This is a genomic window from Streptomyces sp. NBC_01171 (genome assembly GCF_045039805.1).
Classification (GTDB): domain Bacteria; phylum Actinomycetota; class Actinomycetes; order Streptomycetales; family Streptomycetaceae; genus Streptomyces.
The window spans coordinates 1468749-1493441 of record NZ_CP108609.1; the positions used below are offsets into that span (position 1 = coordinate 1468749).

At 69.7% G+C, this 24693-nt stretch carries 16 protein-coding genes and 1 pseudogene; 6 read left to right on the forward strand and 11 right to left on the reverse strand.

All coding sequences use genetic code 11. The annotated features are described in order from the left end of the window. Positions 1-198: 198 nt before the first annotated feature. The 7 genes from OG448_RS06765 to ngcE form a co-directional block, all read right to left on the reverse strand. Positions 199-1515 (reverse strand): sugar ABC transporter permease, encoded by a 1317-nt coding sequence (locus OG448_RS06765; RefSeq protein WP_405552005.1) that lies wholly within the window; start codon positions 1513-1515, stop codon positions 199-201. After that, positions 1512-2303: an ATP-binding cassette domain-containing protein gene (locus tag OG448_RS06770; RefSeq protein WP_405552006.1), complete on the reverse strand. Its 792-nt coding sequence runs from the start codon at positions 2301-2303 to the stop codon at positions 1512-1514. Before OG448_RS06770 ends, OG448_RS06765 begins: the two co-directional genes overlap by 4 nt. Before the next feature lie 182 nt (positions 2304-2485). Then, on the reverse strand, positions 2486-3589 hold the full coding sequence (locus OG448_RS06775) for a sugar ABC transporter substrate-binding protein (protein WP_405558710.1): 1104 nt from the start codon (positions 3587-3589) through the stop codon (positions 2486-2488). Between the two features lie 133 nt (positions 3590-3722). After that, positions 3723-4934, reverse strand: coding sequence for an ROK family protein (locus tag OG448_RS06780; RefSeq protein WP_405552007.1), 1212 nt, complete (start codon positions 4932-4934; stop codon positions 3723-3725). Between the two features lie 345 nt (positions 4935-5279). Next, positions 5280-6194 (reverse strand): carbohydrate ABC transporter permease, encoded by a 915-nt coding sequence (locus tag OG448_RS06785; protein ID WP_405552008.1) that lies wholly within the window; start codon positions 6192-6194, stop codon positions 5280-5282. Between the two features lie 5 nt (positions 6195-6199). Continuing rightward, positions 6200-7126 carry a carbohydrate ABC transporter permease gene (locus OG448_RS06790; RefSeq protein WP_381093617.1) on the reverse strand — a complete coding sequence of 309 codons (927 nt, stop codon included), beginning with the start codon at positions 7124-7126 and terminating at the stop codon, positions 6200-6202. Between the two features lie 61 nt (positions 7127-7187). Then, complete coding sequence (gene ngcE, locus OG448_RS06795) at positions 7188-8633, reverse strand: N-acetylglucosamine/diacetylchitobiose ABC transporter substrate-binding protein (RefSeq protein ID WP_405552009.1); 1446 nt, start codon at positions 8631-8633, stop codon at positions 7188-7190. A gap of 341 nt (positions 8634-8974) precedes the next feature. Here ngcE and OG448_RS06800 point away from each other — a divergent pair, with 341 nt between their 5' ends. From OG448_RS06800 to OG448_RS06815, 4 genes are all read left to right on the forward strand, one after another. Next, a complete protein-coding gene (locus tag OG448_RS06800) occupies positions 8975-12778 on the forward strand; it encodes a GH92 family glycosyl hydrolase (protein ID WP_405552010.1) in 3804 nt (1267 codons plus the stop codon). 156 nt (positions 12779-12934) lie between these two features. Beyond that, complete coding sequence (locus OG448_RS06805) at positions 12935-14650, forward strand: diacylglycerol kinase family protein (RefSeq protein WP_405552011.1); 1716 nt, start codon at positions 12935-12937, stop codon at positions 14648-14650. Between the two features lies 1 nt (position 14651). Further along, positions 14652-15605: a YihY/virulence factor BrkB family protein gene (locus tag OG448_RS06810; RefSeq protein ID WP_405552012.1), complete on the forward strand. Its 954-nt coding sequence runs from the start codon at positions 14652-14654 to the stop codon at positions 15603-15605. Then, positions 15605-16369 carry a phosphatase PAP2 family protein gene (locus tag OG448_RS06815; protein WP_405552013.1) on the forward strand — a complete coding sequence of 255 codons (765 nt, stop codon included), beginning with the start codon at positions 15605-15607 and terminating at the stop codon, positions 16367-16369. Before OG448_RS06810 ends, OG448_RS06815 begins: the two co-directional genes overlap by 1 nt. A gap of 6 nt (positions 16370-16375) precedes the next feature. Here the strand turns inward: OG448_RS06815 and OG448_RS06820 are convergent, their stop codons facing one another. From OG448_RS06820 to acnA, 3 genes are all read right to left on the reverse strand, one after another. Further along, entirely contained in the window at positions 16376-16801 is a 426-nt protein-coding gene (locus tag OG448_RS06820; protein WP_161188648.1) for a DUF6003 family protein, read from the reverse strand. Positions 16802-16891: 90 nt separating this feature from the next. Beyond that, a complete protein-coding gene (locus OG448_RS06825) occupies positions 16892-20158 on the reverse strand; it encodes a GH92 family glycosyl hydrolase (RefSeq protein WP_405552014.1) in 3267 nt (1088 codons plus the stop codon). A 351-nt stretch (positions 20159-20509) separates the two neighbouring features. Further along, complete coding sequence (gene acnA / locus OG448_RS06830; RefSeq protein ID WP_405552015.1) at positions 20510-23227, reverse strand: aconitate hydratase AcnA; 2718 nt, start codon at positions 23225-23227, stop codon at positions 20510-20512. Between the two features lie 310 nt (positions 23228-23537). Between acnA and OG448_RS06835 the strand changes: the two are divergent. Next, a pseudogene (locus OG448_RS06835) lies at positions 23538-23663 on the forward strand (aldo/keto reductase); the annotation flags it as partial. A 32-nt stretch (positions 23664-23695) separates the two neighbouring features. Then, positions 23696-24178 carry a hypothetical protein gene (locus OG448_RS06840; protein WP_405552016.1) on the forward strand — a complete coding sequence of 161 codons (483 nt, stop codon included), beginning with the start codon at positions 23696-23698 and terminating at the stop codon, positions 24176-24178. Positions 24179-24292: 114 nt separating this feature from the next. Here OG448_RS06840 and OG448_RS06845 read toward each other — a convergent pair whose 3' ends face one another. Continuing rightward, complete coding sequence (locus tag OG448_RS06845) at positions 24293-24679, reverse strand: DUF4291 family protein (protein WP_405558711.1); 387 nt, start codon at positions 24677-24679, stop codon at positions 24293-24295. Between the last annotated feature and the right edge of the window lie 14 nt (positions 24680-24693).

Below are 24693 nucleotides of genomic sequence, written 5' to 3' on the forward strand. Positions count from 1 at the left end.
TTGCAAGTATGAGCTGATCGAGCTGTTGCCGGGCTTGATGAGTCTAATGTTCCGCCCCGGCGGCCGATGGCCGGGCGGTGCCCCCTGGGTCCCCCCACGGGTCATACGAACGGCCGCACCCCCGGCGAGCGGGGGTGTGGCCAGGGAAAACAAAGGGGCCCGGCGCTCCGTCGCGCCGGGCCCCCGAGCCTGCCGAGCTTACGCGCGGCCGGCCGACTTCTGGGTCTTGCGGGTCACCGCGTCGATGACGACGGTCGCCAGCAGGACGCCACCGGTGATCATGTACTGCACCGGGGAGGGGATGCCCTGGAGGGCCAGGCCGTACTGGATCGAGACGATGACCAGCACACCGAGGAGCGCGTTCCAGGTGCGGCCGCGGCCGCCGAAGAGGGAGGTGCCGCCGATGACGGCCGCCGCGATGGCGTTCATCAGCAGGTCACCGCCGCCCGCGCCCTGGTTGGCGGAGGCGATCTTGGAGGCGATGAACAGACCGCCCAGCGCCGCGAAGGTGCCGGAGATGGCGAACACCGAGATGCGGACCAGGTCCACGTTGATACCGGCACGGCGGGACGCCTCGACGCTGCCGCCGAGCGCGAACACCTTGCGGCCGTAGGCCGTGCGGCGCAGCACGAAGTCGGTGACGAAGAGGACCGCGACGAAGATCACGACCGCCAGCGGCAGACCCTTGTACTGGTTGAAGACGATCGCCACGGCGAAGGAGACCAGGCCCAGCAGCACGGTGCGCAGGACGATCTCGCTCAGCGGCTTCGACGGCACCCCGGCGGCGTCACGGCGCTTGTTGCCGAGGAAGGAGCTGACGAAGAACAGCACCGTCACCACGGCGGCCAGGCCGTAGGCGGCGGCCACGTCGGAGAAGTAGTAGCTGGTCAGGTTGGCGACCAGGCCGTCGCTGTTCAGGTTGATCGTGCCGTTGTCGCCCAGGATCTTGAGCATCAGGCCGTTCCAGAACAGCAGTCCCGCCAGGGTGACGGCGAAGGCCGGCACACCGATCTTGGCGAAGAAGAAGCCCTGGATGGCGCCCGCGACGGTGCCCGTGAGGATCGCCAGCACGAAGGCCAGCACCTCGTTCATGCCGTTGGTGATGTTCAGGACCGCGAAGGTCGCACCCGCGACACCGGAGAGGGAGCCGACCGAGAGGTCGATCTCGCCGAGCAGCAGGACGAACACGATACCGACGGCGATCATGCCCGTGCCGACCATGGCGACGGAGATGTCGGAGAGGTTGCCCGCGGTGAGGAAGTTGGAGTTCAGGCTCTGGAAGATGATCCAGATGACGATGAGTCCGACCACGACGGGCATCGAGCCCAGGTCGCCGGCCTTCATCTTGCGCTTGAACTCCCCCACGTAGCCCGCGAGTCCCTGCTCGCGCACGAGCAGCCGGGGGTCGACGGCGACACCGGCGCCGGGGGCGGCCTCCGGGTTGACCGCGGCGGCGTCACCGGAAGGCTTGGGAGCGGCGTCGCCCGGAGGCGTGGAGGTCTTCTCGATGCTCACTTCTTGATCTCCCCATTGGTGCGCGCCGCACGACGGGTGACGGCATTGTCCGAGGCGCCGGTGATGGCGGAGATGATCTCTTCCTGCGAGGTCGACTTGACCTCGAAGACGCCGTTGTTGCGGCCCAGGCGCAGCACGGCCACCTTGTCGGCGACCGCCTTGACGTCGGCCATGTTGTGGCTGATGAGGATCACGGCGTGGCCGCGCTCCCGCAGCCGCTCGACCAGGTCGAGGACCTGGGCGGTCTGCTCGACACCCAGCGCGGCGGTCGGCTCGTCGAGGATCACGAGCTTGGGCTCGCCGAGCATGGACCGGGCGATGGCCACGACCTGGCGCTGACCGCCGGAGAGCGAGGCGATCGGGATACGGACGCTGGGGATGCGGATCGAGAGCTGGTCCAGCAGCTCACGCGAGCGCCGCTCCATCTCGACCTCGTCCAGGATGCCGCCGCGGCGGATCTCCCGGCCCAGGTAGAGGTTGCCGACGACGTCGATGTTGTCGCACAGCGCGAGGTCCTGGTACACCGTGGCGATGCCCAGGTTCTGGGCGTCGTGCGGCTTGTTGACCTGGACGGTCTTGCCGTCCCATTCGATGACACCCTCATCGATGGGGTGCACGCCGGCGATCGTCTTGACCAGCGTGGACTTTCCGGCACCGTTGTCGCCCACCAGGGCGACCACCTCACCGGCGTGGATCTCCAGCGTGACATCGGTGAGCGCCTGGACGGCACCGAATCGCTTGGAGACTCCGCGCAACGCCAGCACGGGCGTAGCGGACACGTGAACCATCTCCTTCGCCGCCTGACCCGGCGGGAGGTTGTGCAGAAGTTTGGGGGAATTCCGTCCGGCGCCCCGCGCCGAGCTTGCGGGGCTGTGTATGTGCGCGGGGCGCCGGAGGAGCCTGAGCGGGCCTCACCTGCCCGCCGGCGGAGTCCTCGGGGAGTCCGGCCGGCGGGGAAGGGGTCCGTCGGTTACTTCAGGCCGGCCTTGGCGCAGGCGGCCTTGTACTGGGCGGTGCAGATGTCGGCCACCGTGTAGACGCCGTCCTTGATGACGGTGTCCTTGATGTTGTCCTTGGTCAGCGAGGTGACGGCGACCAGGATCGACGGGACGGCCTTGGTGGTGGGGCTGTCGACCTTGTCCTTGGCGACGGAGTCCAGCGACTTGCCCTGCGCCAGGTTGACGGCCATCTCGGCGGCGGCGTCGGCCTCGGGGGCGTACGGCTTGTAGACGCTCATGTACTGGGCACCGGAGACGATGCGCTGCACACCGGCGAGCTCGGCGTCCTGGCCGGTGACCGGGACGTTGGAGATGCCCGCGGACTTGAGGGCGGTGATGATACCGCCGGCCATGCCGTCGTTGGCGGAGTAGACGCCGACGATGTTCTTCTTGCCCAGGGCCGAGATGGCGCCCTCCATGTTGGAGTTGGCGTTCTCCGGCTTCCACTCCTTGGTGTCGTACTCCTTGCCGACGTTCACCTTGCCGTCGAGGACGTCGTGCGCGCCCTTCTTGAACTGCGCGGCGTTCGGGTCCGTGGAGGAGCCGTTCATCATGACGATCTTGCCGGACTTGGCCTTGGAGCCCAGGGCCTTCAGGAGGGCCTCGCCCTGCGTCTTGCCGACGGTCTCGTTGTCGAACGAGGTGTAGGCGTCGATCGGGCCCTGCGCCAGGCGGTCGTAGGCGACGACCGGGATGCCGGCGTCCTTGGCCTTCTGCACCGAGTTCTTGATCGCAGCGGCGTCCACCGCGTCGACGATCAGGACGTCCACCTTGTTGGTGATCATGGTGTCGACCTGCTGGTTCTGCTGGGTCGCGTCCTGCTTGGCGTTGGCGTAGACGACCTTGCCCTTGCCGTTCGTCAGCTCCGAGACCTTCTTCTCGATCAGCGGACGGTCGAACTTCTCGTAACGCGCGGTCTGGTTCTCCGGAAGGAGCAGGCCGACCGTGATCGCGTCGCCCTTCTTCTTGCTGTCCGCGGACTTGCTGGCACCGCCACCGGACTCCTTGGCACTGCCACAGGCGGCGAGCGAGACGGCCATGGCACCAGCAGCAACGGCGAAGGCCGCACGACGCATACGCGTGTTCACTTCAGAAACCTCCCTGACGAGGCCGCGTCGTTGCGGCCGAGGTGGCTGGAAGTCAACTCGGCCACGCGTTCGGCGTCAAGAAGTAAATCCTTAACGAGATGGCAACGGTGCCATCCGTTATCTAAGTGAAGGCAGGAGCGACCACGGGCAGCGAGGCCGTGGCGGAGCCGTCGAGCAGGGTCGAATCGCCCATTTCGCTCAGCGCCAGGGCGAGCGCCCCGAGCACCTCGGCCCGGCCGCCAAGTGCCCCTGGCAGCAAGGACAGTTGACGTCCCGCGCTGGGGATCGCATAGCGTCCCACGGACTCCCGAATGGGGGCCAGCACCAGTTCCCCGGCCTCGGCGAGATCGCCGCCCAGGACGACCCGGCTGGGGTTCAGCAGGTTGCACAGGTTGGCCACGCCGCTGCCGATGTGCCGGCCCACGTCGGCGATGACGCGACGGCAGCCGGGGTCCCCGTCCCGGGCCAGCCGGACGACGCCCTCCATGGTCAGGGCGCTGCCGTGGCTCGGCTGGAGCAGCGGCAGGACGTAGCGCGCGGCGGTGAAGGTCTCCAGGCAGCCGCGGTTGCCGCAGCGGCACACCGGGCCCGCCTCGTCGATGGTGATGTGCCCGATCTCCCCGGCCGTCCCGCCGGGCCCCCGGTAGATCTGCCCGTTGATCACCAGGCCCGCCCCGACCCCGCTGGCCACCTTGATGTAGGCGAGGTCGCGGACGCCCTTGCCGCTGCCCCAGACCAGCTCGCCGAGGGCGCCCAGATTGGCGTCGTTGTCCACGTGCACGGGCACGCCGAGCCGTTCGCGCAGCTCCTCGGCGGGCCGGGTGCCGCCCCAGCCGGGCAGGATCGAGGTGGAGCCCAGGGTGCCCGACTCCACGTCGATGGGCCCCGGTACGCCGAGGCCGACCCCGGCCACCTTGCCCCGGTCCACGCCGGTGGCGGCGATCAGCCGGTCGATCAGCTCCTCGGCACGGTCGAACCCCTGCGTCGAGGAGGCGTCCACGTCCAGCGGCTCGGACTCCTCGGCGAGCACCTGGTGGGCCAGGTTGCCGATGGCCACGCGCAGGTGGGTGTGGCCGAAGTCGACGCCGACCACTATCCCGGCGTCCCCGCTGAGCGAGACGCTGCGGGCCCGGCGGCCGCCCGCCGAGGTGGGCGTGACCTCCACGGTCCCGCCGTCCTTCAGCTCGCGCACGATGTTGGAGACCGTCGCGGCGGACAGGCCGGTCGTACGGGCGATCTCCGCCTGCGTGAGCGACCCGGCCAGCCGCACCGCCCGTACGACTCGTTCCAGGTTGGCTCGGTGCAGCGACGACTGCGACCCCGGAGTCTCCATCGACCCATCCACTCCCGACATCGGCGGGCGGCCCCATCGCCGCCCGTGGCCCAGGTCACATCTGCGGAACCGGGCCACTTACAAGTTATGAACTCCAAGCTCCGCTGAAGGGGTAACCGCAGTCAAGTCCTTGACGGAAATCGCCGACACTCGCCGTGATCCGCCGTCCCTCCCCCGAGTGGGTTTCATCGCGTGACCGGCCTGTGACCAGGAGTGGCTTCATGGGCTGACGGCGCGGTTCGCACGGGGTGACCGGTAACGATCGCAAAGTGACCGCCGATGTCCGGACGTGCGCCGGCCCCGGTGGGGCGCACCGGGGCCGGTCGGGAGCAGTGCGGGGGACGGTTACTTCAGCGCGCCCGCCGTCAGCCCCGCGACCACCTGCCGCTGGAAGACGATGTACGCCGCCAGCACCGGCAGCATCGCCATCACCAGGCCCGCGAAGAGGCCGGACCAGTCGCCCTTGTAGCCCTGGCTGACGGCGAGTTGCACGAGCCCCTGGGTGAGCACCTTCTTGTCCGGGTCGGTGTTCAGCACCGTCGGCAGCATGTACTGGTTCCACTGGCCGAGGAAGTTGAAGATGCCCACGCTGATCAGGCCGGGCCTGGCCATGGGCAGCATGATCTGGAAGAAGGTCCGGGTGTGCGAGGCACCGTCCACGAAGGCCGCTTCCGCCACCGAAGTGGGCAGAGTACGGAAGAAAGCGGTCAGGAAGAAGACCGTGAACGGCAGCGAGTAGGCGATGTAGACCAGGATCAGTCCGTGGATCGTGTTCAGCATCCCCATGTTGTTCACGACATAGAACAACGGGACCAGCGCGAGCATGATCGGGAAGCTCATGCCGCCGACGAACAGGTAGTAGATGAAGCGGTTGCCCGGGAAGTCGAAGCGGGCCAGCACATAGGCCGCCATCGAGCCGAGCACCAGGGTGCCGATCAGCGAACCCCCCACCACCAGCACGGTGTTGAGGAAGTAGTCGCTCATGTGGGCCTGGGACCAGGCACGCGACCAGTTGTCGAAGTGCAGCTTGTCCGGCAGCGCCCAGGGCGAGCCGAAGATGGAGCTGTCGTCCTTGAACGAGGTCATCACCGCCCACAGCAGCGGCAGTACGACCATGACCGCCCAGATGACCAGCACGCCGTGCGAGAAGACGTTCAGGACGGAGCCCTCGGAGCGGCGGCGGGCGCCGGGGCCGGGCGGGACCGCGTCGGTCTTCACGACGGGCGCGGGGGGCGGGACGGGGGCGTCGGTGGTTGTCATGGGGCTCAGTACTCCAGCCGCTCGCGGCGGCCCAGCCGCATCACGATCGCGGCGAACGCGAGCGTGACGACCAGCAGGGCGACGCCGATGGTGGTGGCGTAGGCGGCCTGACCGTCCCGGAACGCCTTCTGGTACACGTACAGGACCAGCACCGTGGTCGAGTAGTCGGGGCCGCCCGGACCGGTCGTCATGATCTGCACGACCGCGAACGACTCTGCGCCGAGCGCGAGGATGCCCATGTAGACCCAGCCGGACTGCACGGTGTCCCACAGCAGCGGCAGGGTGACCCGGAAGAAGGTGGTCGCGCGGCCGGCCCCGTCCAGCAGCGCCGCCTCGTACAGCTCGGCCGGGATCGAGGCCATGCCGGCACTGAACAGCACCACGAAGAAGCCGGTGGTGGACCAGACGAGCACCGCCATCACGCACCACAGCGCGAGGTCCGGATCACCGAGCCAGAGCGGCTGGAGGGAGTCCAGCCCGATGCCGCGCAGGAACGAGTTGATCGCGCCGCTGTCCGGGTTGTAGGCGAAGGCGAACAGCAGGGCCACGATGGCGATCGAGAGCACCTGCGGAAAGAAATAGACGATCTTGTAGAAGCCGGAACCACGCACTCCGGTGACCACCGGACCGCCCTTTCGGTGCCGGCCGCCCACATTGATCATGAAAGCGAAGAACAGGGCCATGCCGAGCGTCACCAGCGGCAGCAGCAGGGCGAAGAGCAGGCTGTGCGTCAACGACTTCCAGAAGATGTCGTCGTGCAGCATCCGGGTGTAGTTGTCGACACCGACCATGCTGAATTCGGGGCTCAGGCCGGTCCAGTCCGTGAAGGAGTAGTAGATGGACTGGATGAACGGCCAGATCACAAAGAGTGCGTAGAGCCCGAGCGGGGCCGCGAGGAACCCCGTGATGAACCCGTACTTGCCGTGCTGCATTGCCGGACGACCCCGTTCCTGGGACACGTGCTGCCGCTGGTGACGAACCCGTGAGGGGGTGTTACTTGTGCTTGTAGTGCTTGATGGAGGTGTCCTTGGCGGCCTCGTCGGCGAAGCCCTGGATCTTCTTGACCGTCTCCGCCGGGGTGAGTCGGCCGGCCATCATCTCGCCCAGGCCGCCGACCCCGATCTTCTCCTTCTCCAACTGGACGTACCAGTCCGGGATGCGCGGGTTCACCACGTTGTCCCCGGCCTTGTCCAGCGCCGCGACGCCCGCCTTCAGACCGGGGGTCAGTTCGATGCCGTCGATGCCGCCGTTGAGCGCGGAGAGCGACTTCACCTTGGAGGTGAAGTTCCGCGAGGACGCCTCGGAGAGCATGACGCGCAGTTGCTCCATGCCGCCCTCGGGGTTGGCCGCCTTGGCCGGGACGACGAAGGGCTCACCGCCGGAGGCCCAGATGGTGCCGAACGGCAGCTTGTCGGAGCTGTCCAGGCCGGACGGCGCGGACACCGCCAGGTCGAAGTCGGCCGGGATGACATTGGCCGACTCGTTCTCCACCCAGGAGCCGTTCGGTATGAACAGCGCCTTGCCCTTGGCCCAGGCGGTCTGCGACTGGATGTGGTCCAGGCCGGGCGTGCCGCGCAGGATGTAGCCCTTCTTGAACAGCTCGTAGTACGCCTCGAAACACGCCTTGACGGCCGGGTGCTTCCAGGCGTTCGGCTCCAGGTTGTCGATCGCGTCCAGCACCTCGCGGCCGCCGACCTTGGCGATCATCGGATAGAGCGAGAAGGGCAGGTAGTACGGGTACTTGCCCGCGTAGGTCCAGCCCGCGATGCCCTTCTTCTTGGCCTTGGCGCAGACCTTGAGCATGTCGTCCCAGGTCTCGGGGTACTTCTCGTCCAGCCCGTCCAGCGCCTTCTGCGAGTACCAGACGCCGTACACGGTGTAGGCGTAGTTGAGGATCCACACCGGCTCGCCGTCGAACTGGCCCATCTCCACGATGCCCGGGCGCAGGGTGTCGCGGACCTTCTTGGAAGGGTCGTCGTAGGACGGCGCGTCCAGCAGCGGGGTGAGGTCGGCGAGCTGCTTCTTGCCGACCAGGACGCCCATGTCCATCTGCTCGGCGCCGGAGTTGTCGATGAGGTCCGGCGGGTTGCCCTGGTTGAAGCGGGGCTGGAGGGTGGATTGGATCTTCTGGGTGGCGGAGAACTTCACCTGGGCCTTGGGGAAAGCCTTCTCATACAGCTTCACCGCGTCCTCGGCGTACTCCTTGCCGAAGCCGCCGTCGAAGAGGACGAAGTCCAGCTTGGCGCTGTCGTTGACGCCCAGCGGGTTCTTCTCGGTCTTCTTGCCCGCCTTCGCCTTGTCCTGCCCATCGCCGCCGCTGCTCGCGCAGGCCGACAGCAGCCCCATTCCGGGGGCGGCCACCAGGCCGAGCGCCGCGGTGCGCTTGATCAGATCACGACGGCCGACGCCGTCGCTGCCATGCTGTCCGGTGGAACCCATGCTCAAGTCCTCGCCTTCTCCAGGACTCAGGCGGTGAACCGGATCTCCCCCCGGCACCGCGGTCGGGTTGTGCTGGCTCGTGCAGGAAACGCCGACAGGTATAGTCCACTTCCCGCCAAGGGGGCAAGATCGAAAGCAAGGTCGGCCGCCGGTCTTTTCCGAGTTGAGACCTGGTGGAAATATCGCCGGGCTCCGCACACCCTGCCGGATGAATTACCGATATAGCCCCCTGAATGCCGCAGCCAACACCCTTGACATCACCGGCCACTTGACCACCTACTGGTTCCTGCGCAGCAAGTTGACAACGTTGTCCGCAGTAAGCGCGGGAGGGGAATCCGTAGATGCAGCGGAGATCTCGGCACAGATGGACTCCGGCGGTCGTCCTCACGACCGCCTTTGTCATGGGCGTCGGCGCGCAGGGAGCGGCGGTCGCCGTGCCGGCCAGGGCCCCGGCCGCCGCCACGGAGTTCGCGTCCTCGTTCGAGTCCGGCGATCCGGCGCCGGACTGGCTGAACACCGTCGAGACCGGACCGGGCGGCGCCAAACGCTCCTCGGGCGTGGACGGCGGCTACAGCACCGGCATTCCGGGCAATGTCACCGACCACGTCACGGATCTGCGGGCGAGCGGTGAGAACACCGGCGGGGGCGAGGTGAAGGAGAACCTCACCGATGTCGATCCCGGTAGCAAATGGCTGACGTTCGCACCCACCGGCTGGGTGGAGTTCGACCTGGACCAGCCGGTCAAGATCGCCGCCTACGCGCTCACCTCGGCCAACGACCACGCCGAGCGCGACCCCAAGGACTGGCAGCTCCAGGGCTCGGCGGACGGCAAGGACTGGAAGACCCTCGACACCCGTGCCGGCGAGACCTTCCCGGACCGGTTCGGGACCAAGTCGTACCAGCTCACCACACCGGCCGAGTACCGGCACTTCCGGCTGGAGGTGACGAAGAACAACGGCGCCTCCGACGCCCTCCAGTTGGCCGACGTGCAGTTCTCCACCGGCGGCGGTGACGGACCGGCGCCGCAGGACATGCTGACCCTCGTCGACAAGGGTCCGAGCGGCTCCCCCACCGCCAAGGCGCGGGCGGGCTTCACCGGCACCCGCGCGCTGCGCTACGCCGGACGGCACACCGCCGACGGCCGGGGCTACTCGTACAACAAGGTCTTCGACGTCGATGTGAAGGTGGCCCGCGACACCCGGCTGTCGTACCGCCTCTTCCCGTCGATGGCCGACGGCGACCGGGACTACGACGCCACCAACGTCAGCGTGGACCTGGCCTTCACCGACGGCACCCACCTCAGCCAGCTCGGCGCGACCGACCAGCACGGGTTCCCGCTGACCCCGCGCGGCCAGGGCGACGCCAAGGTGCTGTACGTCAACCAGTGGAACGACGTGGCGTCCCGGATCGGTTCGGTGGCGGCGGGCAAGACCGTCGACCGGATTCTGGTGGCGTACGACTCCCCCAAGGGGCCGGCGAAGTTCCGGGGCTGGGTCGACGACGTGGCGCTGAAGCGGGTGGCCCCCGAGCGGCCCAAGGCGCATCTGTCGGACTACGCGCTGACCACGCGCGGCACCAACTCCAGCGGCAGCTTCTCGCGCGGCAACAACTTCCCGGCCGCCGCGATGCCGCACGGGTTCAACTTCTGGACCCCGGTGACCAACGCGTCCTCGCTGAGCTGGCTGTACGAGTACGCGCGGGCCAACAACGACGAGAACCTGCCGACGGTCCAGGCGTTCAGCGCGAGCCATGAGCCGAGCCCCTGGATGGGCGACCGGCAGACCTTCCAGTTGATGCCGTCGGCCGCCAAGGGCACCCCGGACACCGGCCGCGAGGCCCGTGAGCTGGCCTTCCGGCACGAGAACGAGACGGCCCGGCCGTACTACTACGGGGTCAAGTTCGAGAACGGCCTCAAGGCCGAGATGACCCCGACCGACCACGCGGCCGTACTGCGCTTCAGCTACCCCGGCGACGACGCGAGCGTGCTGTTCGACAACGTCACCGAGCAGGCGGGGCTGACGCTGGACAAGGAGCACGGCGTCGTCACCGGCTACTCCGACGTGAAGTCGGGGCTGTCCACGGGCGCGACCCGGCTGTTCGTCTACGGCACCTTCGACAAGCCGGTCAGCGAGGGCTCCTCCAGCGGGGTCAAGGGTTATCTGCGGTTCGCCGCGGGCGCCGACCGCACGGTGACCCTGCGCCTGGCGACCTCGCTGATCAGCCTGGACCAGGCGAAGGACAACCTGCGCCAGGAGATCCCGGACGGCACCTCCTTCGACACCGTCAAGGCGCGCGCCCAGCGGGCCTGGGACAAGATCCTGGGCAAGGTCGAGGTGGAGGGCGCCACCCCGGAGCAGCTCACCACGCTGTACTCCAGCATGTACCGGCTGTACCTCTACCCGAACTCGGGCTTCGAGAAGGTCGGCGGCAAGGACCAGTACGCCTCGCCGTTCTCCCCGATGCCGAACCCGGACACCCCGACGCACACCGGCGCCAAGATCGTCGACGGCAAGGTGTACGTCAACAACGGCTTCTGGGACACGTACCGCACCACCTGGCCCGCCTACTCGTTCCTGACGCCGTCCCAGGCGGGCGAGATGGTGGACGGGTTCGTGCAGCAGTACAAGGACGGCGGCTGGACCTCCCGCTGGTCCTCCCCCGGCTACGCCGACCTGATGACCGGCACCTCCTCGGACGTGGCGTTCGCGGACGCCTACGTCAAGGGCGTGAAGTTCGACGCGAAGGCGGCGTACGACGCGGCGGTGAAGAACGCGACCGTGGTGCCGCCGAGTTCGGGTGTCGGCCGCAAGGGCATGGCCACCTCGCCCTTCCTCGGCTACACGAGCACCGACACCAATGAGGGCTTCTCCTGGGCCATGGAGGGCTACGTCAACGACTACGGCATCGCCAAGATGGGCGAGGCCCTCTACAAGAAGACCGGCGAGAAGCGGTACCGGGAGGAGTCGGCGTACTTCCTCAACCGGGCCCGCGACTACGTGAACCTCTTCGACGCGAAGGCCGGTTTCTTCCAGGGCAGGAACGCCAAGGGCGACTGGCGCGTGGACTCCGCGAAGTACGACCCCCGCGTGTGGGGTTACGACTACACGGAGACCGACGGCTGGGGCTACGCCTTCACCGCCCCGCAGGACAGCCGGGGCCTGGCGAACCTGTACGGCGGCCGCAAGGCCCTCGGTGACAAGCTGGACGGATACTTCGCCACCCCGGAGACCGCCTCGCCCGAGTTCACCGGCTCCTACGGCGGTGTCATCCACGAGATGACCGAGGCGCGGGACGTCCGGATGGGCCAGTACGGCCACTCCAACCAGGTCGCCCACCACGTCAACTACATGTACGACGCGGCCGGCGAGCCCTGGAAGGCGCAGAAGAACGTGCGCGAGGTGCTGTCCCGCCTCTACACGGGCAGCGAGATCGGCCAGGGCTACCACGGCGACGAGGACAACGGCGAGCAGTCGGCCTGGTACCTCTTCTCCTCGCTCGGCTTCTACCCGCTGGTCATGGGCAGCGGCGAGTACGCAATCGGCTCACCGCAGTTCAAGAAGGCCACCGTCCACCTGGAGAACGGCCGGGACCTGGTGATCAAGGCCCCGAACAACAGCGACCGCAACGTGTACATCCAGGGCGTCCGCTTCAACGGCCGCTCCTGGAACTCCACTTCGCTCCCCCACTCGCTGCTGTCCAAGGGCGGGGTGCTGGACTTCTCGATGGGGCCGCGGCCCTCGTCGTGGGGTTCGGGCAAGGACGCCGCTCCGGTGTCGGTCACCGAGGACGACAAGGTGCCGACCCCGCGCGCGGACGTGCTGAAGGGCGACGGCGCGCTGTTCGACAACACCTCGGCGACGAGCGCGGCGGTCACTTCGGTGGACCTGCCGACCGGGGAGGCCACCAAGGCGGTCCAGTACACGCTGACCTCGTCGGCGGACCGTACGAAGGCGCCCACCGGCTGGACCCTCCAGGGCTCCACGGACGGCACGGTCTGGCAGACGCTGGACAAGCGCTCCGGTGAATCCTTCGCGTGGGACCGCCAGACACGGGCGTTCAGCGTGACCGCGCCGGGCTCGTACACCAAGTACCGGCTGGTGCTGGACGGGGAGTCGACGCTGGCGGAGGTGGAACTGCTGGCCTGACGGCTCCGGTTCGAGGGGTGGAGGGGCGGTCCCGCGCGGGGGCCGCCCCTTCCTCGGGGCTCATGCCGTCTGCTCGGCCGTTGAGGGGGCATTAGCCCGTTGGTCGGGCCCGCGCGGTCCGGCCCGACCAGCCGACCGAGCCGAGGAGTTGCACCGATGCCGACCGCCGTACCGGAGAGATCAACGGGCCTGCCCGAGGACGCGCCGCGCTCCACCAGGACGGCCCCCACCGGACGCCCTCGCAAGCTGCCGCGCGGTACGACGCGGGCGGCGGCCTCCATCGGCGCACTGGCGGTGTGCCAGGCCGCCCTGATGATCGGCCTGGGCTTCCTGATCACCGGCCCCGCCCGGCACCTGTGGCCGATGACGGCCGAGGACGGCGTCAACCGGGGCCTGGAGCGGATGCGCACCTCCACCCTCACCACGCTCTCCTCGATCGGCTCCGAGCTGGGCAACACGGGCACCGTGATCGGGGTGACGCTGGCGGCCTGCCTGGCGCTGATCCTGATACCCCGGCTGCCGATGTGGCGCCAGGCGTCGTTCCTCGCGCTCGCGGTCTCGCTCCAGTCGCTGGTGTTCCTGGTCGTGACCATCGCCGTGGAGCGCCAGCGCCCCGATGTGCACCGGCTCGACGGCTCCCTGCCGACCTCCAGCTACACCTCCGGCCACACCGGCGCGGCCACCGCGATCTACGGCGGTCTGGCCGTCCTCGTGCTGTCCCGCGTACGGAGCCCCTGGCGGCGCGTGCTGGCCGCGCTGCTGTTCCTGCTGCCGGTCATCGTCGGTGTCTCCCGGCTGTACCGCGGCATGCACCATCCGACCGACGTGGCGGGCGGCATGATCAACGGCGCGCTGTCCCTGCTGATCGTCGGGCACGCCCTGCTCCGCGACGGCCGCGTCTCGGCGCCCGCCGCGCTGCCCGAGGTTCCGGAGGCCGCCCGCGCCGAGCGGCTGCCGGGCCGGGTCGCGGTGGTCGTCAACCCCACGACGGTCGACGAGAGCGCGCGCGACGAGCTGCGCCGGGTCCTCGCCCAGCACGGCCACCGGGAACCGGTGTTCATCGAGACGACCGCCGCCGACCCCGGCGGCGGCCAGACCGCCCAGGCGCTCGCCGAGGGCGCCGCGCTGGTCGTGGTCTGCGGCGGCGACGGCACGGTCCGGGCGGCCGCCGACCGGCTGGCCGGCAGCGGTGTCCCGCTCGCCGTCGTGCCCTTCGGCACCGGCAACCTCCTCGCCCGCAACCTCGGCCTCCCGCTCACCCCGGCCGAGGCGCTCGACGCGGCCCTCGGCGGCGCGCCCCGCGTCATGGACCTCGCCCGTGTGGAGGGCGACGGCCTCCCGGCCACCCACTTCGCCGTGATGTCCGGCGTCGGCCTGGACGCCGCGATGATGAAGTACGCGGAGGAGCACGACCGGGCCAAGGCGATGCTGGGCTGGCCCGCGTACGTCCTCGCCGCCCCGAAGGCGATGCGCGGGCCCCGGATGGGCCTGAGCGTCCGCCTGGACGGCGGCCAGCCGCTGCGCCGTACGGCCCGCATGGCCCTCGTCGGCAACACCGGCGCTCTCCAGGGCGGCCTGCGGCTGATCCCGGACGCCCAGCCCGACGACGGGGTGCTGGACCTGCTGATCCTCGACCCGCAGGGTCCCGGCGGCTGGCTGCGCACCGTGAGCACGCTGCTGCTGCACCGGAAGCGGGACGGTGAGGAGGGCGACGGGCGGCCGGAGTTCCGTACCTTCCGGCGGGCCGAGTTCACCTTCGACGCCCCGGAGCCCCGCGAGATCGACGGCGACCCGGTCGGCACCGGGCTCCGGCTCTCCGTGGAGGTCGTACCGGGCGCGCTGACCGTGCTGGTCCCGAACCGGGAGAACTGACATGGGCAGCGCCACCAAGGTCCCGGAGACCCGGGACATGAGCGGTGACGAACTCTCCGCCGACGAGGCGTGGGTGACCCTGCGCCGCTACGGCGGCTGGTCGCTGCTGCGCGACGCGTTCCTCCGCTTCCGGTACGCCGACGGCTTCAGCCACTCCCGCGCGCTCGCCCTGCAGACCGTGCTCTCGGTGATCCCGCTGGCCCTGGCCTTCGTCGGCCTCTCCACCAGCCTGCACACCGAGGACATCGGCCGGATGGCCGAGCTGACCATCCACCGCATCGCCGAGGGACCCAGCGCGGAGGTGGTCGACGACGCACTCGACCGCAGCCGGCGCAAGGCGGGCGACGGCGCCCAGGTCGCCCTCTGGTTCGGCGCCATCTTCTCGATCGTCAACGTCACCACGGCGATGTGCCAGATAGAACGCGGCGCCAACCGGATCTACGGCAACGAACGCGATCGGCCCTTCCACCTCAAGTACTCACGCGGGCTGGTCATGGCGCTGTGCGCGGGGTTCCCGCTCGGTCTGGGCTTCATCGTCATGATCGCCGGTGACGACCTGGCCTCGGCCGCGGGATCGGTCTACGGGCTCGGCTCGACCGCGCAGACGGTGTGGAACATCCTGCGCTGGCCCGTCGGGCTGCTGCTCGCCCTGATCTCCGCCAGCGCGATATTCCGGCGCTCCCCGCGCCGCAAACAGCCGGGCTACACCTGGCTGGCCTTCGGCGCGGCGGTGTACCTGGTGCTCTGGATGACGCTGACCTGGGTACTCGCCCTGTACCTCGACCTGAGCGGCTCCTTCGACACCGTCTACGGTCCGCTCAGCGCCTTCATGTCCCTGCTGCTGTGGGCCTACCTGACCTCGCTCGCCCTGTTCCTCGGGCTCTCCTTCGCGGCCCAACTGGAAGCGGCGCGCGGGCGGCGGCCCGAACCGATCCAACCCGATCCGGGGGTCTGATGCCGAACAAAACCACGACCCTGCGGGCCACCGACCGGCGGTTCGGCATCCGGCTGCTGGCGGCGGCCGGGGTCACCGCGGCCGCCGCCGTACCGTTCGCGCTGCTGCTGGTCCTGGTGGAGGGCCGCTGGCGGCCGCTGCGCGACCTCGACCGCGACGCGGCGAACGATCTGCACCACGTCGCCGTGGACCATCCGGCCTGGACGAGCACCCTGCGCGTGCTCTCCAACTACGTCTGGGACCCGCTCACCCTGCGCGTGGGCGTGGCGCTGCTGACCGGCTGGCTGCTGTGGCGCGGTGCCCGGCGGCTGGCCGCGTGGGCGGCGGCGACTGCGGTTGCCGGGGGCCTGATCGGGCTCGGGGTCAAGACGGTGGTCGAGCGGGCGCGGCCGGTGCTGGAGGACCCCGTGGCACACGCGCCGGGCTACTCGTTCCCGTCCGGGCACGCGATGACCGCCACCACCTCGTTCGCGGTGTTCCTGCTGGTCCTGCTCCCCCTGGTGCCGCGCCGGGCCCGGATCGCCTGCTGGGTGGTGGCGGTGCTGTCGGTGGTGGGGGTCGGCTTCACCCGGGTCGCGCTCGGCGTGCACTGGTTCAGCGACGTGCTCGGCGGGTGGCTGCTCGGACTGGCCGTCGTCGTCCTGACCAGCCGGGCCTTCGAGGCGTGGCGGTCCGACACGGGCCAACGGCCCACGCACGTCGCCGAGGGGCTGGAGCCCGAGCTGACCGGCCCGAGCCCCGAGCCGGACACCACCCCCCGCTGAGCCGCGTCACACGCCCGTCAGCCGGCCGATCTCCTGCGGGTCGAGCCCGGTCAGCCGGGCGATGCGCGGGGCCGGGACCCCGGCGGTCAGCGCCCGGTGCACCAGGGTCTCCCAGCCCTGGGTGGCGTCCCGGAAGTCCAGCAGCTCCCGCTCCATGTCGGTGACCGACTGCGGCGCGCACTCCTGCTGGACCCGGACCTCCTCCTCCGCGGTCAGCGGGATCGGCAGCCGCTCGGCCTCCTCGGGGATGAGGATCTCCGACCCGGCGGGCAGAATCCTCAACTGCTCGGAGGACGGGGCGACATCGTGGGCGGAGATCCAGCCGCGGACGGCCGGGGTCTGGTCGCATTCCAGCGGGGCGACGGCGGCCATGGCCGCGCCGAGGCTCGGGTGACGGTCGGGGAGCAGGAAGAGGTAAGCCTCGTCGGCCATCGGGCGGTTCCGCCTTGTCGGTGTCGGTTTGGGTGCGGAGACCGATGCTACTGCCGCCGCACCGCACCGAGGAGACGAAACCGCCCCGCATCACTTGACGGCGAGCGCGAACACGTGCAGGTCGCCGTCGTCCGGCAGCTTCACGCTCCTGATCTCCTTCCCGTCCGGCGCGCCGAACGGCTTGGTGGCGAACACATAGGTGGCGACCGGGTCCTTGTCCGCGCCCGCGACATTGCGGTACGCGGCCTTGGCGACGACCTCGTTGCCGTACTGCACGGTGCCGCCCCCGCCGCCGACGGTCCAGTCGGTGAAGGAGAGGTCGGCGGTGGCGGTGCTGCCGTCGGTGTAGGTGACGGTCGCCTTGGCCGACTGGTTGCCGTTGACGGCGCTGCCGATGAAGGCCAAAGCGGTGGTCCCGTCCTTCAGTTCGACCCTCTGACCGTGGGCGGAGGCGTTGTCCGGGCGGCCGGCGGGCGAGTCGGGCCAGGTGAAGGCGAGGTCGCCGGTGGTGACCCGCTTGCCCGCGGTGAGCCCGGCTGCGGCGAGGGCCTGCTTCGAGTAGCTCCAGCCGCCGCCGTCGTAGTCCGCCTCGTCGTGGTCGCCGGTGTCGTCGGAGACGCCGGTGTTGTCGTACGCGGCGAGCAGAGTGCCGGGCGCGGCGACGGTCAGGGAGACGGGCTGCTCGTAGGAGGTCTCGCCCGAGGTCACCGTGACCTTGGCGGTGTAGAAGCCCTGGGTGGCGTCCTCGGCCGCGGTGAGGGTGATCCGCTGGGCGCCGCCGGTGACCGTGCCCTCGGCGGGAGTGGCCGTGACTCCGGCGGGTGTCTCGACCTTGAAACGGACCTCGGGACCGGCGCCGCCGTTCAGCGACAGCGCCCGTACGTCGATCGCGGTGCTGTCGCCGGGGGCGAGGGTCGCGGTGGTCGGGCCGACGCCGATCTGGTACGGCTGCTCGCCCTGCCGGAAGGAGGGCGGCGGGTTCTTGGCGCCCCAGGTGGGGTTCGGGGTGGTGCCCAGCCGGTAGTCGAGCCGGCCGCCGTCCCGCACGAAGGAGGCGGGCAGCCAAGCGCGGTCACTGGAGCGGCCGTTGACCTTCAGGGACCGGACGTACGGAGCGTCGGCCGACGCGCCCTCCGCCCGGATCGAGATGTCGTTGCCCTGCGGGCGGTTGATCTCCACCCGCTCGAACAGCGGTGAGGCCAGGACCAGTTCGGACCGCGAGGGCACCTGCGGGTACATGCCCATGGCCGAGAAGACGTACCAGGCCGACATCGCGCCCAGGTCGTCGTTGCCGGGGATGCCGCCCGGCCCGGTGGACCAGAGCTGCCGCATCGCCGCCCGCACCGTCTCCTGCGTCTTGTACGGAGCGCCCGCGTACGCGTACAGGTACGGCACGTTGATCGAGGGCTCGTTGTCCATCTCGGACTTGGCACCGCCCTGGCCGGTGAAGGCCCACTTGCCGTCGGCGGTGTGGAAGAAGGAGTCCAGCCGGGCCAGCGCCTTGTCGGTGCCGCCCAGCGCGGCGAACAGCCCGGCCGGGTTGTGCTGCACCATCCAGGTGTACTGGGCGGCGCTGCCCTCCACGAAGCCGTTGCCGGTGTCCGGGGTGAAGCCGGTGACCCAACTGCCGTCCGCCTTGCGGTTGGCGATGTAGCCGCCGCTGGGGTCGGCCGCGATGTTGAAGTTGTTCTGCCACCACTGGGCGCGCTCGGCGAACTGCTTCTCGGTCCGCTTCTCCCCTGCCGCTGACGCCAGTTGGGAGAGGGAGAAGTCGGCGGCGGACATCTCCAGTGTCTCGGCGGCGCCGCCCCAGGCGTTGGAGACGCTGGGCATGTAGTGCAGCTTCAGGTACTTGTCGAGCGAGGGGCGCTGGCCGACGGACAGCACCGGCTTGCCGGCTGCGGAGAGATCCTGCTCGGTGGGCACGGTGGCCGCCTTGACCAGGGACTTCAGGGCGCCCTTGAGGTCGAACCCGGTGCCGCCGAAGGCGTGGATACCGGCGAGCGCGCTGGGCGAGGGGTCGCCGTTCATCACGTGGGTGCCGCCCGCGTTGTGCAGCCAGCGGTCCCAGATCCCGCCGTTCTGCCCGGCCAGCTCATAGAGCGACTGGGCGATGTCCGAGCCGGTGCGCGGGTCGAGCAGGGTGAGCAACTGGACCTGGTCGCGGTAGACGTCCCAGCCGGAGAAGGTGCCGTACTGGGCGCGGTGGCCGTGTCCCACCCGGTGCACCTCGCCGTCGCTGCCCCGGTAGCGGCCGTCGGCGTCGCTGATCACGTTGGGGTGGAACAGGGCGTGATAGAGCGCGGTGTAGAAGGTGGTGCGCTCGGCGTCGGTGCCGCCGCCGACCCGGACGGCGCCGAGCCGCTCCCGCCAGGCCGCGCGGGCCGCGTCCCGTACCGCGTCGAAGGAGCGGCGCGGCCCGTTCTCCGCACGGAGGTTGGCCTCGGCGGCGTCCTGACTGACGTAGGAGATGCCGACCTTGACGTTCACCGGGCCCTCGCCCGGCGCGAACTCGACGTAGCCTCCGGCGCCCTTGCCCGCGACGGGCCGGCCGCCGTGGGAGAAGCCGCCGGTGCCGCCGGAGGCGCTGGTGGAGCCGGGGTTCAGCTTGTCGTCCTGCCAGGTGCCGGTGGCCTTGAAGGCGCGGTCGAAGTGGGCCGTGAAGTACAGGGTGTAGTACGAGCGCTGGCCCTCCGGGTCGAGGTAGCCGCAGAAGTTGCCGGAGGTGACGGACCCCGAAACGGTGTGGCTTTCGGGGTCGATGCTGACCGTCGAATCCTCCGACCCCACCTCGGAGTTGGCGGTACGCACCAGCAGCGAGGCGGGCTTGTCGGCCGGGTAGGAGAAGCGGGCCGAACCGGTGCGGGCGGTCGCGGTCAGGTCGGCGGTGACTCCGGAGGCGAGACCCACCTTGTAGTGGCCGGGCTCGGCGGTCTCGTCGGTGTGCTTGAAGTCGGAGGCGTAGACGGCGTCCTTGGTGTCGCTCGCCGGGGAGGAGGCGATGTCCCCGGCGTAGGGGAAGAAGGGGATGTCCCCGCTGCCGCCCGCGCAGCCGGTGCCGGACATGTGGGTCAGGCTGAAGCCCCGGACGCGGGTGGCGTCGTGGTGGTAGCCGCCGGGCGCGGTGGTGCGGGTGGCGTCGCCTCTGGTGGTCTCCGGGCTCCAGGAGAGCATGCCGAAGGGCACCACGGCGCCGGGGTAGGTGTCGCCGCCGTTGCTGCTGCCGATCAGCGGATCGACGTACGGCGTCGGGTCCTTGACCAGGCCGGGTGGTGCGGTGCCCGCCGCGAGGGCGGGAGTGGCGCCGCCCACCGCGAGCGCGGCGGCCAGCAGCAGGGACATGGGACGGAAACGCATCACGCGGCCCTTCCTCCTTACGGACGGGTCGCGCACCACGGGTCGCACAAGCCGCAGGGACAGTAACGCGCGCCCCGGGCCCCAGGGAAGAGGGCCACCTCAATGGCTCAAGTACCTTGACATCGTTGTCCGTTGGACCGGTAGAGTCAGGAACGGACCCACTAGACAACGTTGTCGCGCCCCACCGCAGGCCAAGCCGCCCAGCACCGCGCACCACCCCTGTCCGCTCCGGGCGGGCACCCCGTCCCCCCGGCCCCGCCCGGAGCACCCCCGCGCTCTCCTCCCCGAGCACGGCGAAGGGCCGCACCCCCGTCACCGGGAGTGCGGCCCTCAACTGTGTCGCTCGCCTGCCTACTTACGGATCAGGTTGCGCAGCACGTACTGCATGATGCCGCCGTTGCGGTAGTAGTCCGCCTCGCCGGGGGTGTCGATGCGGACGACCGCGTCGAACTCCACGCCGGTGTCGGTGGTGACCTTGACCGTGCGCGGGGTGGTGCCGTTGTTCAGCTCCTCGACGCCGGTGAAGGAGAAGGTCTCCTCGCCGGTCAGGCCGAGGGAGGCCGCGGTGGCGCCCTCCGGGAACTGGAGCGGCAGCACGCCCATGCCGATGAGGTTCGAGCGGTGGATGCGCTCGTAGGACTCGGCGATGACGGCCTTGACGCCCAGGAGCGCGGTGCCCTTGGCGGCCCAGTCGCGGGACGAGCCGGAGCCGTACTCCTTGCCCGCCAGCACGACCAGCGGGATGCCCTGGTCGATGTAGTTGCGCGAGGCGTCGTAGATGAAGGAGACCGGCGCGCCCTCGACGGTGAAGTCGCGGGTGTAGCCGCCCTCGGTGCCCGGCGCGATCTGGTTGCGCAGGCGGATGTTGGCGAAGGTGCCGCGGATCATGACCTCGTGGTTGCCACGGCGGGAGCCGTAGGAGTTGAAGTCACGACGCTCCACACCGTGCTCGGTGAGGTACTTGCCGGCCGGGGTGTCGGCCTTGATGGCGCCGGCCGGGGAGATGTGGTCGGTGGTGACCGAGTCGCCCAGCTTGGCCAGCACGCGGGCACCGGTGATGTCGGTGACCGGGGCCGGCTGCATCTCCATGCCCTCGAAGTACGGGGGCTTGCGGACGTAGGTCGACTCCGCGTCCCACTCGAAGGTGTTGCCGGTCGGGATCGGCAGGGCCTGCCACTGGGCGTCGCCCGCGAAGACGTCCGCGTAGGACTTGGCGAACATGTCCTCGCCGATGGCGCTCGCGACGACCTCGTTGACCTCGGCCTCGGAGGGCCAGATGTCCTCGAGGTGGACCGGGTTGCCGTCCTGGTCGACGCCGAGGGCGTCCTTGGTGATGTCCACCTTCATGGAGCCCGCGATGGCGTACGCGACCACCAGCGGCGGGGAGGCCAGGTAGTTCATCTTGACGTCGGGGTTGATCCGGCCCTCGAAGTTGCGGTTGCCGGAGAGCACCGAGGTGACCGCGAGGTCGTGGTCGTTGACGGCCTTGGAGACCTCCTCCGGCAGCGGGCCGGAGTTGCCGATGCAGGTGGTGCAGCCGTAACCGACCAGGTTGAAGCCGACCTTGTCGAGGTACGGGGTCAGGCCCGCCTTCTCGAAGTAGTCGGTGACGACCTTGGAGCCCGGGGCGAGGGTGGTCTTGACCCACGGCTTGCGGGTCAGGCCCTTCTCCACCGCCTTCTTGGCGACGAGCGCCGCGGCGACCATGACGTACGGGTTGGAGGTGTTGGTGCAGGAGGTGATGGCCGCGACCGTCACCGCACCGTGGTCCAGCTCGTAGGTGGTGCCGTCGGGGGCGGTCACGGGGACCGGGTTCGACGGGGCGCCGTTGGGGGCGACGGCCGGGGAGTCGGAGGCCGGGAAGGACTCCTTGCCCGCCTCGTCCACGACGTCGACGTAGTTGAGGACGTCCGACTTGAACTGCTCGGCGGCGTTCGCCAGGACGATGCGGTCCTGCGGGCGCTTCGGGCCGGCGATGGAGGGGACGACCGTGGAGAGGTCCAGCTCCAGCTTCTCGGAGAAGTCGGGCTCGGCCTTCGGGTCCAGCCAGAGGCCCTGCTCCTTGGCGTACGCCTCGACCAGCGCGACCTGCTGGTCCGAACGGCCGGTCAGGCGCAGGTAGTTCAGGGTCTCGTCGTCTACGGGGAAGATCGCGGCGGTGGAGCCGAACTCCGGCGACATGTTGCCGATGGTGGCGCGGTTGGCCAGGGAGGTGGCGGCGACGCCCTCGCCGTAGAACTCGACGAACTTGCCGACCACACCATGCTGGCGCAGCATCTCGGTGATGGTGAGCACGAGGTCGGTGGCGGTGGTGCCGGGCTGCAGCTCACCGGTGAGCTTGAAGCCGACGACGCGCGGGATCAGCATGGAGACCGGCTGGCCGAGCATGGCGGCCTCGGCCTCGATGCCGCCGACGCCCCAGCCGAGCACACCGAGGCCGTTGACCATGGTGGTGTGGGAGTCGGTGCCGACCAGGGTGTCGGGGTAGGCCTTGCCGTCACGGACCATGACGACGCGGGCCAGGTGCTCGATGTTCACCTGGTGGACGATGCCGGTGCCCGGCGGGACGACCTTGAAGTCGTCGAAGGCGGTCTGGCCCCAGCGCAGGAACTGGTAGCGCTCCTTGTTGCGGCCGTACTCCAGGTCGACGTTCTGCTTGAACGCGTCCCTGGTGCCGAACTTGTCGGCGATGACGGAGTGGTCGATGACCATCTCGGCCGGGGAGAGCGGGTTGATCTTCGCCGGGTCGCCGCCGAGCGCAGCGACGGCCTCACGCATGGTCGCGAGGTCCACGACACAGGGAACGCCGGTGAAGTCCTGCATGATCACGCGGGCCGGCGTGAACTGGATCTCCTGGCTGGGCTGGGCCTGCGAGTCCCAGCCACCGAGGGCGCGGATGTGGTCGGCGGTGATGTTCGCGCCGTCCTCCGTGCGGAGCAGGTTCTCCAGCAGGACCTTCAGGCTGTACGGCAGGCGGGCCGAGCCCTCGACCTTGTCCAGCCGGAAGATCTCGTACGACTCGTCGCCCACCTGCAGCGTGCTGCGGGCGTCGAAGCTGTTCGCCGACACGACAGTCTCCTTCATTGATGTGCGCGTTCCACCGCATCCTGCCGCCACGCCGGTCCAGCATTCCGCTAAGGTAAGGCTAAGTTAGGTAACCCTTACCGGGGTGGCTGCCGCGGTGCGCCTCGGCAGATATCTCGATGTCGAGATAACTCTAGTACATGGGGGCTGGATGGTCATGCCCGGATGTCGGGTGACCTCTCGCAGCGAAGGCCGAGTGGCCGTCGTGGCCCCGCCGTCCGGGGAGACGGTGGGGTAGCCGTTACGACGGCATCAGCCGCGGCGGGATTGTCGTCCGGTGGTTTCCGCCCTGCGCGACACCCGCCGCGCCTTCGAGACGTCGCTGACCAAGCTGGGCCTGGACCACCTCGACCTGTACCTGATGCACCAGCCTTACGGCGACGTGTACGGCCAGTGGCGCGCCATGGAGGCGCTGAACCGCGCACGCACGGGGGCGACTGGGACGATCACCGGATGAGCCACTTCTCGTACCGCCCGGCCGGAGACTCCGTGCCGGACCCCCGCCCGGTCGTCCTCGCCACCCGCCCGGATCTCGAGGCCGCGCTCGACGCGGTCAACCGCGACCTGACGGCGACCCTGCCGGAGGCCGGGCCGATGCGGCTGATGTGCACCCCGTCCGACGACGCGGACATCCCGGACCAGTATCACGCGGCCCTGCCCGACGGCCGCTGGCACGGCGGCGTGACGGACCCCCTCGCGCCCGACGTCGCCGAGGCGGTCCAGGAGACGGTCCAGGCGGTGTTGTGGCAGGTGTGGCCGGTGTGCCCGGAGCACCGCACCGGGGTGCACGCGGGGACCGGGGCGGACGAGCGGGCGGTGTGGTGGTGCCGGGTCGGCGGGGGCCACGAGCTGTGCGATGTGGGCGAACTGGCGCAGACCCGCCCCGGGAAGGAGCGCCGGGCGCTACGCCGGAAAGAGCGCAGGCGAGCGGGGTGACCGGCGGCAGCAAGCACGGTCCCCGTCACACCCACGACAGCACCGGACGCCGTACGACCTCGATGAACCCGCCCGGCCCGCCCGGGAGGCCCGGAGCGCTCCGGACGCCTTCCTTCAGCCGATGCGTGCCGTCAGCTCGTCCGACAGCGGATACGGCCGCTCGACGGGAAGCAGTGCGCGAGCCGCTTCGTCGTCCCCCGCGCGCACGGCCGCGTGCACCTCGTGGGCGAGTGGTGTCACGTCCCTGACCGAGACGATCCAGTCGCCCACGTACCGGGCCACCGCGCTCCCCGACAACCCGATCTGAATGGCCCGGTGAGGCAACGGGTTGAACCGCAGATCCCGTTCGGGATCCCACTGGACCCGGACGGGACTCGCCCGCAGCGCCTCGCGCCAGTCCGCTTCGGTGGCGAACCGGGTGCGGTCGAAGTGACTCAGGCAGGCGTTCGCGAGCCTGAAACCGGATGCCGGTTCAATGAGACACTCGGCATGAACCGTCAGCCCACTTGAGCAGA

Coding starts and splice junctions, on each gene's coding strand:
- OG448_RS06770 (WP_405552006.1), bottom strand. CDS start 2,303: ATGGTTCACGTGTCCGCTACGCCCGTGCTGGCGTTGCGCGGAGTCTCC.
- OG448_RS06805 (WP_405552011.1), top strand. CDS start 12,935: ATGCCGACCGCCGTACCGGAGAGATCAACGGGCCTGCCCGAGGACGCG.
- OG448_RS06815 (WP_405552013.1), top strand. CDS start 15,605: ATGCCGAACAAAACCACGACCCTGCGGGCCACCGACCGGCGGTTCGGC.
- OG448_RS06790 (WP_381093617.1), bottom strand. CDS start 7,126: ATGCAGCACGGCAAGTACGGGTTCATCACGGGGTTCCTCGCGGCCCCG.
- OG448_RS06840 (WP_405552016.1), top strand. CDS start 23,696: ATGAGCCACTTCTCGTACCGCCCGGCCGGAGACTCCGTGCCGGACCCC.
- OG448_RS06800 (WP_405552010.1), top strand. CDS start 8,975: ATGCAGCGGAGATCTCGGCACAGATGGACTCCGGCGGTCGTCCTCACG.
- OG448_RS06780 (WP_405552007.1), bottom strand. CDS start 4,934: ATGGAGACTCCGGGGTCGCAGTCGTCGCTGCACCGAGCCAACCTGGAA.
- OG448_RS06775 (WP_405558710.1), bottom strand. CDS start 3,589: ATGCGTCGTGCGGCCTTCGCCGTTGCTGCTGGTGCCATGGCCGTCTCG.
- OG448_RS06785 (WP_405552008.1), bottom strand. CDS start 6,194: ATGACAACCACCGACGCCCCCGTCCCGCCCCCCGCGCCCGTCGTGAAG.
- OG448_RS06810 (WP_405552012.1), top strand. CDS start 14,652: ATGGGCAGCGCCACCAAGGTCCCGGAGACCCGGGACATGAGCGGTGAC.
- ngcE (WP_405552009.1), bottom strand. CDS start 8,633: ATGGGTTCCACCGGACAGCATGGCAGCGACGGCGTCGGCCGTCGTGAT.
- OG448_RS06820 (WP_161188648.1), bottom strand. CDS start 16,801: ATGGCCGACGAGGCTTACCTCTTCCTGCTCCCCGACCGTCACCCGAGC.
- OG448_RS06825 (WP_405552014.1), bottom strand. CDS start 20,158: ATGCGTTTCCGTCCCATGTCCCTGCTGCTGGCCGCCGCGCTCGCGGTG.